This window comes from Actinomadura rugatobispora (assembly GCF_042656285.1).
Classification (GTDB): Bacteria; Actinomycetota; Actinomycetes; order Streptosporangiales; family Streptosporangiaceae; genus Spirillospora; species Spirillospora rugatobispora.
In genome coordinates, this window is record NZ_JBHSON010000110.1 from 21,546 (window position 1) to 34,468 (window position 12,923).

Genomic DNA, 12,923 nt, shown 5'->3' on the forward strand with positions numbered 1-12,923 from the left:
GAGCATGTCGGAACCTGCGAACACCCCGTCGCTGCTGGCGCGTCACCGGGCCGTGATGCCGTCGTGGCTGGCGCTCAACTACGCCGAACCCATCGAGATCGTCGCCGGCAAGGGCAACCGGGTGACCGACGCCGGCGGCAACGGCTACCTGGACTTCTTCACCGGGATCCTCACCAACATGATCGGGTACGACGTGCCCGAGGTGCGGGAGGCGGTGGAGCGGCAGCTGGCCACCGGCGTCGTGCACACCTCCACCTCCTACCTGCTGCGCGGGCAGGTGGAGCTGGCCGAGAAGATCGCGCGGCTGTCGCGGATCCCGGACGCCAAGGTGTTCTTCACCAACTCCGGGACCGAGGCCAACGAGACGGCGCTGCTGCTGGCCGCCTACGCGCGCCGCACCGACCAGGTGCTGGCGATGCGGCAGAGCTACCACGGCAGGTCGTTCGGCGCGATCGGCGTGACCGGCAACCGGGCGTGGACCAACCTGTCCTACTCGCCGCTGCACGTGCACTTCCTGCACGGCGCCGACCGGCACCTGCCGCAGTTCGCCGGCCTGCCGGACGAGGCGTACACGGCGGCCTGCGTCGAGGATCTGCGGCACCTGCTCGCGACGGCGGCGGGCGGGGACGTGGCCGCGCTGATCGCCGAGCCGATCCAGGGCGTGGGCGGCTTCACGATGGCCCCGGACGGGCTGTTCGCCGCCTACAAGGAGGTCCTGGACGAGTACGGCATCCTGTTCATCTCCGACGAGGTGCAGACCGGGTGGGGCCGGACCGGCCAGGGCTTCTTCGGCATCGAGAACCACGGCGTGACGCCCGACATGATGACCTTCGCCAAGGGGCTGGGGAACGGGTTCGCCGTCGGCGGCGTGGTGGCCCGGGGCGAGCTGATGGACTCCCTGCACGCGGTGGGGCTGTCCACGTTCGGCGGCAACCCGATCTCCATGGCGGCGGGCAACGCCACCCTGGACTACGTCCTGGACCACGACCTGCAGGTCAACGCGGCCCGCCAGGGGGAGACGATCATCGGCGGGCTGCGCGCGGCGGCCGGGCGGTTCCCGGTGGTCAAGGACGTGCGCGGCAAGGGCCTGATGTTCGCGATCGAGCTGGCGGACCCGGGGACCGGCGAGCCGAGCCCGCCGCTGGCGGCCGCGCTGATGGAGGCGGCCCGCGAGCGCGGCCTGCTGGTCGGCAAGGGCGGCCTGTACGGCAACGTCGTGCGGATGGCGCCGCCGCTTACGCTGACCGATGCCGAGGCCGCCGAGGGCCTGGGCATCCTGATCGACTCCCTGGAAACCGTGAACGGGGCCGCGACATCATGACCGACGCCACCAGCAAGCACGTCACCCACTGGATCAACGGCAAGTCCTTCGACGGGGGAGAGGCCGGGCGGCGGGGGGAGATCTTCGAGCCCTCGACCGGGCGGGTGAACGGGACGGTCGACTTCGTCGGCCCGGCCGAGGTGGACGCGGCCGTCGCCGCCGCCAAGGCCGCCTTCCCCGCCTGGCGGGACGCCTCCCTGACCCGCCGCTCCAAGGTCCTGTTCCGCTTCCGTGAACTGGTCGACGCGCACGCCGGGGAACTGGCCCGGCTGATCTCCTCCGAGCACGGCAAGGTCGTCTCGGACGCGGCCGGGGAGGTCGCCCGCGGCCTGGAGGTCGTGGAGTTCGCCTGCGGGATCCCGCATCTGCTCAAGGGCGGGTTCTCGGAGAACGTCTCGTCCCGGGTGGACGCCTACTCGATCCTGCAGCCGCTGGGCGTGGCGGCGGGGATCACCCCGTTCAACTTCCCGGCGATGGTGCCGATGTGGATGTTCCCGGTGGCGATCGCCTGCGGGAACACCTTCGTCCTCAAGCCGTCGGAGAAGGACCCCTCGGCGTCGGTGCGGCTGGCCGAGCTGTGGTCCGAGGCGGGACTGCCCGACGGCGTGTTCAACGTCGTGCACGGCGACAAGGTGGCCGTGGACGGGCTGCTGCACCACGAGGACGTCAAGGCGGTCAGCTTCGTGGGCTCCACCCCGATCGCCCGCTACATCTACGAGACCGCCGCCCGCAACGGCAAGCGGGTGCAGGCGCTGGGCGGCGCCAAGAACCACATGGTGGTGCTGCCCGACGCCGACCTCGACCTGGCCGCCGACGCCGCCGTCTCGGCCGGGTTCGGGTCGGCGGGCGAGCGCTGCATGGCGATCTCCGTGGTCGTCGCGGTCGACCCGGTCGGGGACGAGCTGATCGACAAGGTCAGGGAGCGCGTCGCCCGGCTGAAGGTGGGGCCGGGCGACAACCCCGAGTCGGAGATGGGGCCGCTGGTCACCCGGGCGCACCGGGACAAGGTCGCCTCCTACCTCGACAGCGGGGTCGCGCAGGGCGCCGTCCTGGCCGTGGACGGCCGCGAGACCCCGGTGCTCGGCGGGCCCGGGGACGGCTTCTGGCTCGGCCCTACCGTCCTCGACCGCGTGACACCGGACATGGACGCCTACCGGGACGAGATCTTCGGGCCGGTGCTGTCGGTGGTGCGGGCCGCGTCGTACGAGGACGCCATGAAGATCATCGACGCCAACCCGTACGGCAACGGCACCGCGATCTTCACCAACGACGGCGGGGCCGCGCGCCGCTTCCAGAACGAGGTGGAGGTCGGCATGGTCGGCATCAACGTGCCGATCCCGGTGCCGATGGCCTACTACTCCTTCGGCGGCTGGAAGGCGTCACTGTTCGGCGACAGCCACGCCCACGGCATGGAGGGCGTGCACTTCTACACCCGCACGAAAGCCATCACGGCACGCTGGCTCGATCCGAGCCACGGCGGCGTGAACCTCGGCTTCCCCACCAACGGCTGATCTCCGGCGCGTCTCCCGCCCCGTCCGCCTCGTCCGCGCGGTCCTCGCCGTCCGTGCGGACGGGCCGTCCGGTCCGGGGTCCGGACGCGGGGGAGCGGGTGAACGGGCGGGTGACGGCGAGCCCGGCGGCCAGGCAGGCGAACGGCATCGCCGGCACCACGTACCGGTAGTCGAAGTCCGCGCTGGCGATCGGGAACACCAGCAGCGTCACTGCGGCCGACCAGGCCAGCAGCCCGCCGCGGCGGTCCCGGGCCAGCACCGTCGCGGCGGCCCCGGCGAGGAAGAGCACGCCGAGCGCGGGGCCCGGCAGGTACACCGACCGCTGGTAGGCGATCATGCGGTCCGCGTGCGGCGGGACGACCCGGCTCAGCGTGAGGTCGCCCTCGTAGCGGGCGGCGTCCGAGAGCGCGGTGCTGTTCGCTCCGCCGCCCCAGCCCTTGCCTCCGGGGAAGAGCTGCGGGCGTTCGGGGAAGTGGTAGAGCCCTTCGGTGGTCGCCGTCGGATGCGGGAAGCGGCTCGGGCTGAACGCCTTGCCGAGGCCGTCCCCGACGGTCCGCAGGTAGTCGCCGGGCTGGGCCAGGATGGCGCGGATCGCGAAGTCCCGCATGGTCGAGTTGTGCTCGGGCGCGGTGACGTTCTCGTACAGGACCCGCGGCGGGACCTCGCTCCGCCAGATGAGGTGCCCCGGCGCGTACCCCTTGGCCCTGAGCTCCGGGGACAGGCAGAGCGCCTCCATGTGGGACGGCGGCCGCATCTTCGCGCAGTCGGCGAACGGGGCGGTGCGCCCCCACAGGTAGAGCCCGTCGCTGGTGGTCAGCGAGTAGGTGCCGAACGTGCCGTGGAACATGACCGCGTACGCGATCAGCGGCGCCGCGGCGGCGGTGCCGAAGAACAGGGCGGGGCGCCAGCCGCGGCGGCGCATCAGCAGGCACAGCAGGACGAGCGGGATCAGCGGCGCCCCGGCCGAGCGGACCAGCACCGCGTATCCGAGCAGCCCGCCCGCCGCCAGGGCCATCCACCAGGCCGGATTCCGTCCCCCGCGCCCGCGCTTCGCCCGTGCCCCCGCCTCGGCGGCCTCCGCCTTGGCGGTCTCCTTCTCACCGTCAGGGGTGGGCGGGGCGTCCTCTCCGGCGGCCCGCCGCGGGGGCAGGGCCCGCCAGAGGAGGAGCGTCAGGGCGGCGGCGATGAGGAAGGTGAAGAGCGCCTCCGACATCAGCAGGTGCTCGAGCTCGATCTGGTACGCGTCGTACAGGATCGGCAGCGCGCACAGCGTCGCGGCCCAGCCGGGCAGCCCGGCGCGGCGCAGCAGCGCGTACACCATGACGGCGACGGCCAGCCCCATCAGGTGCTGGAGGACGGCGACGAGGGTCAGGCTGTGCGCGGGCTCCAGCAGTTTCAGCAGGTAGGAGTAGCCGAGCGTCTTGCTGGGCGAGGGCTCGGGGCGCAGGGCGCGGCCGAGGTAGAAGTAGGAGTCCCCGGTGAACCACAGGACGCCCGGATAGCCGAGCACGGTGATCCAGCGCACCACCGCCCCGCCGATGAGCGCCACCAGGAACGGTGCGTGGCTGATGAACGGGCGAATCGCCCATTTTCCACTAAAGAAGGCCAAAAGACGCCTGGATGGAAGCGTCCGGCGGAGTGCGTTGTCGGTCACAAGGGGCCTCAGGCTAGGCGGCTCCGGTGACGCCACGGTGAACGCCGGATGGCCCTCCGCGATCATGAAAACCCGGAGCCGGCCGCGACCCTCGCGGCCGGGCGCCGGGCATGCCTCGTGACCGGGCGGTCCTCCGTGCCGCCCTCCGTCCCGCCCGCAGGTCGCCGGCGGGGCGGCGCGGCGGTGTTCCGTCACCCGGTACGGTCCGCGGCGTCGCCCGCTGTGACAACCGGCAGGTCCCGCACGCCGGTATTTTCTGCCGCCCGCATGTTTTCGTCGTCAATTTTCGTCGAGCCCGGTCCGACAAATAATAGCTACAAGTGTTGACTGCCTCTGTGGTGGAGGACACAATCTGATTGGCTCAATTAATTGGGTCGCAAATAGAAAAGGTCAGGGTTCCGGATTGGTCAGGGGCCGTGAAGTCCGGCGCCGTAAGGGTTCGGTGGGGCGGGATGAGCAGGAGAGCGGCGCCATGACGGCTGACGACCACCGGCACGCGGCGGAGGCCCGGGCGCTCGCCCGGCTCTTTCCGGGCTGGACCGTCTGGTTCGGCTCGTTCACCGGCACCTGGTGGGCGCTGCCGCCGCGCGGACGCGACGCCGGCGCCCTCGTCGAGGCCGAGACCCCGCAGAGGCTCATCGCACGGATCGAGGTGGTCCAGCAGCACGCCGACCCCAGCACGTCGACGATCGATCAGGGTCCCCGACCGTACGGCGACCCCCGGCAGAACGCCCGCCGGCCCTCGAACCTCCTCCGTCTCGAGGGCGTCACACCGGCGCCGTTCCGCCGGGTACCGGTGATCGCGTGGCCAGGCAGCACTGCAAGGTGATCCGCTGTTCCCCAACCTCGCCACGCCCGCCGGTGCCGCCGCGGCCCCGGGACGGACAGTAGCCCGCGCCACATCCCTCTCCAGCACCCTCCGTGTGTGGCGCGGACGCCAGCACCCACTGTCCCCGGGCCCGCGGCGGTTTTCCTGTTTCCGGGAAACCCGCCCCCGGAACGTCCGAAAATGGCCCCCCGAATGGCGTGAAATCGCCGCCCTTCCGGATAATGTGCGGGTGATCGCTCGCCTTTCAGTGCATTCCGTCGGAAATTCGGCGCGGCACCGCCGATCGGACGGCCGGGACGTCCGGTCCGCGCGGGGAAGTGCGGGGGAGCGCGGGGAAGGTCCGGGAAGAGGCGAATCCGGCGGCCGCGGCCCGGCCCGGAGGATGTGAGATCGTCCGGTGCGCGCCGTCCCGGGGCCGCCGAGACGCTACGCTGCGCCGACGGGCGGGTTCGCGACGGGGACGGCCCGTTCGAGTCGGGCGAAGCCCGGGGGCCGGGGGTCCGCCCCCAGCAGAAGCATGGACGCGAGTCGGGAGCGAGATGGGGCTGAAGGCCAAGGCGTCGGCCTCGGTGCTGGCCGTGACGGCGATGGTGGCGGCGCTGGCCGTCGCCTGCAGCGGCGGCGAGGCCGAGGAGCCGGTCGGCGCGGTGAAGGCGGCGAGCACGCTCGGGCCGGGCGAGGGCTCGCTCACCCTGGTCACGCTGCCGGGCTACATGGAGAACGGCGGCAACGACCCGCGGGTCGACTGGGTCACCCCGTTCGAGGAGCGCACCGGCTGCAAGGTCTCCTGGAAGGTCGCCCGCGACTCCCAGGAGATGACGGGGCTCATGCAGAACCGGTCGCGCCGCTACGACGGCGTGGCCGCGCCGCCCGAGGTCACCGGGCCGCTGATCGCCGGCGAGCACGCCGCCCCGGTCAACCCCAACCTGGTCGACGGCTACAAGCGCCTCGAACCGCGGCTGCGCAACCTGCTGAAGAAGGGCGACAAGGTCTACGGCGTCCCGTACGTGTGGGGCTCCAACCTGCTCATGTACGACTCGCGGGCGGTGCAGTCGGCCCCCTCGACCTGGGCGGCGCTGTTCGACCCGGACCAGGCCGAGAAGCACTCCGGGCGGCTGATCATGCGCGACAGCCCGCTGGTGATCGCCGAGGCCGCCCTCTACCTGCGGAGCACGCAGCGCAAGCTCAAGATCAACGACCCGTACTCGCTGACCCGCAAGCAGCTCGACGCCGCCGCCAAGGTGCTGGCCGAGCAGCGGCCGCACGTCAAGACCTACTGGGAGCAGCCCGCCGACGCGGTGAGCGCGTTCGCCGGGGGCGAGGCCGCGGTGGGGCAGGTCTGGCCGTACCAGGTGGACGTCCTGACCCGGGCGGGCAAGCCGGTGCAGGGCGTGGTGCCCTCCGGCGGCGTGACCGGGTGGATGACCTCCTGGATGGTCGGCGCCCGCGCCGAGCACCCCAACTGCATGTACCAGTGGCTGCAGTGGACCGCGTCCCCGGACGTCCAGCAGCAGGTGGCGGAGTGGTCGGGCGTCGCGCCCGCCAACCCGCAGGCGTGCACCGGCGACCGGCTGCGCGCCACGTTCTGCGACACCTACCGGGTGGGCGACCGGGACTACCTGGAGAAGGTCATCTTCGCGCACACCCCGTCCAAGGTCTGCGGCTCGGGTGAACGGGAGGGCGGCCGGCGCGACTGCACCGACTACGCAGAGTGGACCCTCGCCTGGCACGAGGCCACGCGCCAGTAGGCCGGCGGTCCGGTAACAGAGAGTGACATGAACCGCCACCGGCGCCGAAGCGCCGGTGGACGCGGCCGAGATCTCTCCGGCGCGCCCGACCGCCCCCAGCCGGGCGCGCCCCTCGGGTGGTCCCGGGCCTCCCCCCGATGGCCCGGGTCACCCTTCCTCCTGGAGAGATCTCCCAGATGACCGGTCTAATCCAAGACCGGCCTCCTGGCCGGCGCCCGACGGGTGAGCGGGCGTCCGACCCGAGCGGTCGGCTCCTGCGGGCGCTGAGGCCCGCGGGGACTCGGCGGGGCGGGTGCGCAATCGTCGCACGCGAACACCCCTTGGCCGTCGGGCAGGAGCCCTATGCGCACTCGCGGCCGCGGCCACTTCTTGTGGCAGACGACGCATGCGTCGCCCTGGCGCTGCGCGGCGGTCAGCACGCTTGGGTCGAACCGAGGTTCGCCCGTCTGGACCATTGCCCATTCCCCCTGTACGGCGGGAGCCGACATCACAGAATCCTTTATAGGTGGTGAAACGTGTTGCTCTCGTTACTCAAAGTGAAAATGGCGGCAAAGGCGCGGTGGCCCTCGGGCCGGGGGCGGATCGGGGCATCGGCTTTGCCTTCCGTTTGGGGGCAGGCGCATACAAATGAGACATGTGGGTACGAGGTGGCGCCTCCCTCGCCCAGGCGCTCGATCCGTCATTGGTCATCGTCGGGGGTCTCGCCGTCCTGGCCGCCGTCGCCACCGGAGCGACCGTGTGGGCGGTCCGGCTGCGCGCGGGCAGGGCGCTGAGCCCGGTCGAGGAGCTCGAACGGGGCCTGGCCGGCATCAACGCCGGCGCCGACCCGCTCCCGCGGATGCCGGTGCCGTCCGCGGCCGACGACCGGGTGGTGCGGCTGACGCGGACCGTCAACGTCACGCTGGACCGGCTGGAGCGCGCGGTGGACCTGCAGCGCCAGTTCGCCGCCGACGCCTCCCACGAGCTGCGCACCCCCATCACCGGGCTGCGCACCAGGATCGAGGTGGCACTGGCCGACCCCGCCGACACCGACCTGGTCGGCACGCTCCGCGACGCCCTGCGCGACGCCGAGCGGCTGCACCAGATCGTCGACGACCTGCTGGAGCTGGTCCGGCTGGACACGGGGAAGACGCCGGCCCGCGCCCCGCTGGACCTGACCGCGCTGGTGCGCGCCGAACTGGCCGGTCGCCTGCCGCGGGCGGCGGTGAGCAGCCGGCTGGAGGACGGCGTGCTGGTGGACGTCAACCGGCTGCAGATGTGCCGCGTCCTGGTCAGCCTGCTCAGCAACGCCGACCGGCACGCCGCGCGGCGGGTGGACGTCACGCTGGGCACGGAGGGGGACGACGCCGTGCTCGAGGTCCACGACGACGGCCCCGGGATCGCCGCCGGGGACCGCGAGCGGGTCTTCGAGCGCTTCGCCCGGGTGGACGCCGCCCGCAGCCGCGACCGCGGCGGGAGCGGCCTCGGTCTGGCGATCGCCCGCGAGATCGTGCTCGCCCACGGCGGCCGCCTCTATGTCGGCGCCAGCGTGCACGGCGCCCGCTTCGTCCTCCACCTGCCCCGTCACAGGGCGCCCGTGGAGGAGGGCGACGGCGTGCCGGAGCGGCCGCAGCGCCGCGTGCTCCGGCCGCCGGTGCCGCCGATGACGGCCGCTCCCGTCACGCCCGCCGCCCCGGCCGCGCCCGTCGCGCCCAGGATGGACGGCGGATGACCCGGTCCGCCTAGGACGACTGGGCCTCGTTGTAGACGTTCTGCGCATCGGCGCCGAAGTAGGGGCCGAACATGTGCGTCGGCAGGAAGTTGTACTTGAAGCTGTTGACCGAGTTCTGGACGCCGGTCCCGGCGGCCTCGTCGAACCGCAGGAACCAGGGGCCGCCGCTGGAGCCGCCGGTCATGTCGCAGCCCAGCCCGATACCGCTGCTCAGCAGCGGGTCGTTGATGACCCGACCGCTGCAGTAGATGAGCTTGGAGCCGTCGTAGGGGGCCGCCGCCGGGTAGCCGAAGGAGTACATGTTCTGCCCGCGCGGCTGGTTGAACGCGATGCCCTGCCCGCCCACCGCGTCGACGAGCCTGCGGCCGTCGAGGGCGTTGACGACGGCGGCGCCGACGTCGTAGCTGAGGTCCTCGCTCGCCGTCCACTGCGGCGTGGCCAGGGTCCTGGCGGCGGTCCAGGTGCCGTGGGGGCGGTCGCCGTCCTTGTAGCCGGGGACGAACACCCAGTTGGTGTGCCAGGCGCCGTCCAGCTTCACGCAGTGGCCGGCGGTGATCACGGTGCTCTTGTTGGCGCTGCTGACGGCGTCGCCGGAGCAGGAGGCGCTGCGGCCCTGGTAGGTGAAGAAGACCCGGCCCGCGGTGCGGGTGACGGCGCCGCCGCCGGTCCATTCGCCGCCCGGATTGGGGATCGACTGGACGACGGTGGGCGGGAGGACCTGCTCGAGGCCGCGCCGGACGGCCTCCTTCTCCCCGCTCGTGCGCTTGGGCGTGAAGAGCCGTTCCATGGGTGTGGCGGCGCGCATCCGCTCGCGGGTCCAGTAGCCGAGGACGCGCTTCTTGGCGGCCGCGTCGGTGGCCTGCTGCCGGACGCCGGGCGACGGTGAGGAGGAGGGCGCCGCGGGCGCGGCCTGGGCGTGCGGCGCGGTCAGCAGGGGCGCGACGAGCAGCGCGCCGCCGAGGGTGGAGAAGGTCATGGCCCTGAAGCGGGGGGAGCGTTCCATGGGGTCTCCGGGGGGTCGGGGGGTGGCGGAGGGCGCCGGGCATGGTGTCCGTCCGTGAGCGGACGGTAATTTCGGGAGGTGCCATGCGACTAGTGGCATAAATGCACAAAGGAACGGTGTCTTCTGTGCATCTCTGGACGTTTGCCCATGTGAGGATGGATGTCGGGTTTCGGGTGGCCGGGCACGCGCGGTGATCACGAGAACGCGGCCGGAAGCCCCGGCCCCCGGCGGGAGGTCCCGACATGGCCGACAATGGACGGGTGATGCCTTCTTCGAGCGACGCGTCCCCCGCCTCCCACGGCCCGGCCGGCGGCCGGGCCCGCCGCGACGTGGCCGTGCTGGGTTCCACGGGATCGATCGGCACCCAGGCCCTCGACGTGATCCGCCGCAACCCGGACCGGTTCCGGGTGGCCGGCCTGGCCGCCGGCGGCGCGCGCGTGGACCTGCTCGCCGCGCAGGCCCTGGAGTTCCGTCCCGAGGTCGTCGCGGTCGCCCGCGCCTCCGCCGCCCAGGACCTCCAGCTGGCCTTCTACGCCGAGGCCGGCAAGCGCGGCTACGCCTCGGGCGACTACGCCATCCCGAAGATCGTGGCGGGGCCGGAGGCGGTCGCCGAGGTCGCGGCCTGGCCGTCGGACCTGGTCCTGAACGGCGTCACCGGGGCGCTCGGCCTGTCGTCCACGCTGGCCGCCCTCGACGCGGGCCGCACCCTGGCGCTGGCCAACAAGGAGTCGCTGATCGTCGGCGGCCCGCTGGTCAAGGAGCGCGCCCGGCCCGGGCAGATCGTCCCGGTCGACTCCGAGCACTCGGCGCTGGCGCAGTGCCTGCGCGGGGGGCGGGCCGCGGAGGTGCGGCGGCTGGTGCTCACCGCCAGCGGCGGGCCGTTCCGCGGCCGCCGCCGCGAGGACCTGGCCGGGGTCACCCCCGAGCAGGCGCTGGCCCACCCGACCTGGGACATGGGCCCGGTCGTGACGATCAACTCCGCGACCCTGGTCAACAAGGGCCTGGAGGTCATCGAGGCGCACCTGCTCTTCGACGTCCCGTTCGACCGGATCGAGGTCATGGTCCACCCGCAGTCGGTGATCCACTCGATGGTGGAGTTCACCGACGGCTCCACCATCGCCCAGGCCAGCCCGCCGGACATGCGGCTGCCGATCGCGCTGGGCATGGCCTGGCCCGACCGCGTGCCCGACGCCGCGCCCGGCATCGACTGGACCCGGGCCCACACCTGGGAGCTCTTCCCCCTGGACGAGGAGGCGTTCCCGGCGGTCGCGCTGGCCGCCCAGGTCGGCGAGACCGGCGGCACCGCGCCCGCCGTCTACAACGCCGCCAACGAGGAGTGCGTGGAGGCGTTCCGTACGGGACGCCTGCCGTTCCTGGGGATAGTCGACACGGTCGCGCGGGTAGTGGAGGAGCACGGTACGGGCTCCTCGGTTCCGGGGGGCGGAGGGCTGACGCTCGACGACGTCCTCGCCGCCGACGCCTGGGCGCGTGCCAGAGCCAGGGAAGTGACCGGGCTGGGCTGATCGCCGGGCGAGGGGAGGGCAGCGATGGCCTTTCTCCTCGGCGCCGTGGCCTTCGTCGTCGCGCTGCTGGTGTCGGTGATGCTGCACGAGGCGGGGCACCTGGTCCCCGCCAAGCGGTTCGGCATGAAGGCCACCCAGTACTTCGTCGGGTTCGGCCCGACGATCTGGTCGTGGCGGAAGGGCGAGACCGAGTACGGCGTCAAGGCGATCCCGCTCGGCGGCTTCGTCAAGATCGTCGGCTACACCCCGCTGGAGGAGATCCCCCCGGCCGACCGGCCGCGCGCCTTCTACCGGCAGCCGGCCGGGCGGCGCGCGATCGTGATCGCCGGCGGGGTGGCGGTGAACTTCGCGTTCGCGTTCCTGCTGCTGACGCTGATGGCGATGGCCATCGGCATCCGCGTCCCCGGCACCGCCACCAGCACGGTCGACACGGTCAGCCCGTGCGTCCCGGCGAACGCGCAGGCGGTGTGCGCGCGCGGCGACCCGCGCTCGCCGGCCGCCGCCGCGGGGCTGCGCGCGGGCGACCGGCTGGTGTCGTACGACGGCAGGCCGGTGGCGGACTGGGGGCAGCTGCGGCGGGCCATCGGCGCGTCCCGGCCCGGCCAGACCGTCCGGCTGGTCGTCGAACGGCCCGGCCCGCAGGGCGCCCGGCCGGTGACCCTCCAGGTGCCGCTGGCGTCGTCGGGTGGCACGCCGTTCCTCGGCATGTCCCCGCGGATCGTGGGGGAGCGGTACGAGCGCACCGGTCCGGTGAACGCCGCCGTCTTCGCCACCCGCGTCATCGGCCGCACCGTGGGCGGCATCGGGCAGGCCCTGGCCGACCTGCCCCGCGCCGTCCCGAACCTGTTCTCCGAGCAGCGCGGCAGCACGCCCGGCGGCCAGGTCGGCAGCGTGGTCGGCGCCACCGACGTCTCCGGCCAGATCTTCGCCTCCCACAGCTCCTGGCAGGACAAGCTCGTTCTGTATCTGTCACTTGTCGTTTCGGTGAACATCTTCCTCGGGGCGCTCAACGTGCTCCCCCTGCTGCCCCTGGACGGCGGGCATCTGGCGATCGTGGCGTACGAGCGCGCCCGCGCCCTGGCCGCCAGGGCGCGGGGCCGCCCCGACCCCGGCACGGTCGACGTCAGCAAGCTGCTGCCCATCACTTACCTGGCGGTGATGCTCCTGATCGGGCTCGGGCTGCTGCTGATTCTGGCCGATCTGATCAACCCGCTGCGCCTGCCCGAATAGTGTACGGCAGGTAGTTGAACCGTCACTGTTTTGCTCGCCCGTCCGCGTCACCCCATTCGTCCCGGGCGCTTAGGGTAGGAGGGGCCAGGCGCCCGAGGTGAGGCCGGCCGCCTGCCCCTCCCGCGGGGGAAGACGGAGGCGTGCGCGCCGTCCGTGACAGGGTCGTCAGTCAAAGGGAGAGGGATGAGCGTTTCACTCGGAATTCCGGCGATCCGCGACGAGGCCGGCGGAGCGGGCGAGTCGCGTCCCGTGGCCGCGCGCCGTGCGTCTCGGCGGATCATGGTGGGGGATGTGCCGGTGGGCGGGGACGCGCCGGTGTCGGTGCAGTCGATGACGACGACGCTGACGGCGGATGTGAACGCGACGTTGCAGCAGATCGCGGAGTTGACGGCG

The 12,923-nt window shown here is 72.7% G+C and carries 10 protein-coding genes; 8 read left to right on the forward strand and 2 right to left on the reverse strand.

The features are described 5' to 3' along the window. The first annotated feature begins 4 nt into the window (after positions 1 to 4). Positions 5 to 1,321, forward strand: coding sequence for an aspartate aminotransferase family protein (locus tag ACFPZN_RS47780; protein WP_378290310.1), 1,317 nt, complete (start codon positions 5 to 7; stop codon positions 1,319 to 1,321). Beyond that, the gene (locus ACFPZN_RS47785; protein ID WP_378290312.1) at positions 1,318 to 2,832 is read left to right on the forward strand and encodes a CoA-acylating methylmalonate-semialdehyde dehydrogenase; all 1,515 of its coding nucleotides are present in this window, start codon (positions 1,318 to 1,320) and stop codon (positions 2,830 to 2,832) included. The genes ACFPZN_RS47780 and ACFPZN_RS47785 overlap by 4 nt, the downstream gene beginning before the upstream one ends. Here ACFPZN_RS47785 and ACFPZN_RS47790 read toward each other — a convergent pair. Beyond that, positions 2,768 to 4,381, reverse strand: a complete 1,614-nt coding sequence (locus tag ACFPZN_RS47790) for a hypothetical protein (protein ID WP_378290314.1) — start codon at positions 4,379 to 4,381, stop codon at positions 2,768 to 2,770. The two genes, ACFPZN_RS47785 and ACFPZN_RS47790, sit on opposite strands and share 65 nt — an antisense overlap. A 577-nt stretch (positions 4,382 to 4,958) precedes the next feature. Between ACFPZN_RS47790 and ACFPZN_RS47795 the strand changes: the two genes are divergently transcribed. From ACFPZN_RS47795 to ACFPZN_RS47805, 3 genes are all read left to right on the forward strand, one after another. Further along, positions 4,959 to 5,315, forward strand: coding sequence for a hypothetical protein (locus tag ACFPZN_RS47795; protein ID WP_378290316.1), 357 nt, complete (start codon positions 4,959 to 4,961; stop codon positions 5,313 to 5,315). A gap of 539 nt (positions 5,316 to 5,854) precedes the next feature. Beyond that, on the forward strand, positions 5,855 to 7,063 hold the full coding sequence (locus ACFPZN_RS47800) for an ABC transporter substrate-binding protein (RefSeq protein WP_378290318.1): 1,209 nt from the start codon (positions 5,855 to 5,857) through the stop codon (positions 7,061 to 7,063). Between the two features lie 634 nt (positions 7,064 to 7,697). Next, positions 7,698 to 8,774 carry a sensor histidine kinase gene (locus ACFPZN_RS47805; protein ID WP_378290320.1) on the forward strand — a complete coding sequence of 359 codons (1,077 nt, stop codon included), beginning with the start codon at positions 7,698 to 7,700 and terminating at the stop codon, positions 8,772 to 8,774. Between the two features lie 10 nt (positions 8,775 to 8,784). Here the strand turns inward: ACFPZN_RS47805 and ACFPZN_RS47810 are convergent, their stop codons facing one another. Beyond that, positions 8,785 to 9,777 (reverse strand): trypsin-like serine peptidase, encoded by a 993-nt coding sequence (locus ACFPZN_RS47810; protein ID WP_378290322.1) that lies wholly within the window; start codon positions 9,775 to 9,777, stop codon positions 8,785 to 8,787. A 263-nt stretch (positions 9,778 to 10,040) separates the two neighbouring features. Between ACFPZN_RS47810 and dxr the strand changes: the two genes are divergently transcribed. The 3 genes from dxr to ACFPZN_RS47825 all read left to right on the forward strand — a co-directional run. After that, positions 10,041 to 11,300, forward strand: a complete 1,260-nt coding sequence (dxr, locus tag ACFPZN_RS47815) for a 1-deoxy-D-xylulose-5-phosphate reductoisomerase (RefSeq protein ID WP_378290324.1) — start codon at positions 10,041 to 10,043, stop codon at positions 11,298 to 11,300. Between the two features lie 24 nt (positions 11,301 to 11,324). After that, complete coding sequence (locus tag ACFPZN_RS47820) at positions 11,325 to 12,530, forward strand: M50 family metallopeptidase (protein ID WP_378290326.1); 1,206 nt, start codon at positions 11,325 to 11,327, stop codon at positions 12,528 to 12,530. A gap of 183 nt (positions 12,531 to 12,713) precedes the next feature. After that, positions 12,714 to 12,923, forward strand: a 210-nt coding sequence (locus tag ACFPZN_RS47825; RefSeq protein WP_378290328.1) for a flavodoxin-dependent (E)-4-hydroxy-3-methylbut-2-enyl-diphosphate synthase, incomplete at its 3' end; no start/stop codon positions are given.

Bases quoted from the DNA above. Each gene is read 5' to 3' on its own strand.
- dxr (WP_378290324.1), top strand. From the start codon at position 10,041: ATGCCTTCTTCGAGCGACGCGTCCCCCGCCTCCCACGGCCCGGCCGGC.
- ACFPZN_RS47795 (WP_378290316.1), top strand. From the start codon at position 4,959: ATGACGGCTGACGACCACCGGCACGCGGCGGAGGCCCGGGCGCTCGCC.
- ACFPZN_RS47810 (WP_378290322.1), bottom strand. From the start codon at position 9,777: ATGGAACGCTCCCCCCGCTTCAGGGCCATGACCTTCTCCACCCTCGGC.
- ACFPZN_RS47785 (WP_378290312.1), top strand. From the start codon at position 1,318: ATGACCGACGCCACCAGCAAGCACGTCACCCACTGGATCAACGGCAAG.
- ACFPZN_RS47805 (WP_378290320.1), top strand. From the start codon at position 7,698: ATGTGGGTACGAGGTGGCGCCTCCCTCGCCCAGGCGCTCGATCCGTCA.
- ACFPZN_RS47780 (WP_378290310.1), top strand. From the start codon at position 5: ATGTCGGAACCTGCGAACACCCCGTCGCTGCTGGCGCGTCACCGGGCC.
- ACFPZN_RS47800 (WP_378290318.1), top strand. From the start codon at position 5,855: ATGGGGCTGAAGGCCAAGGCGTCGGCCTCGGTGCTGGCCGTGACGGCG.
- ACFPZN_RS47820 (WP_378290326.1), top strand. From the start codon at position 11,325: ATGGCCTTTCTCCTCGGCGCCGTGGCCTTCGTCGTCGCGCTGCTGGTG.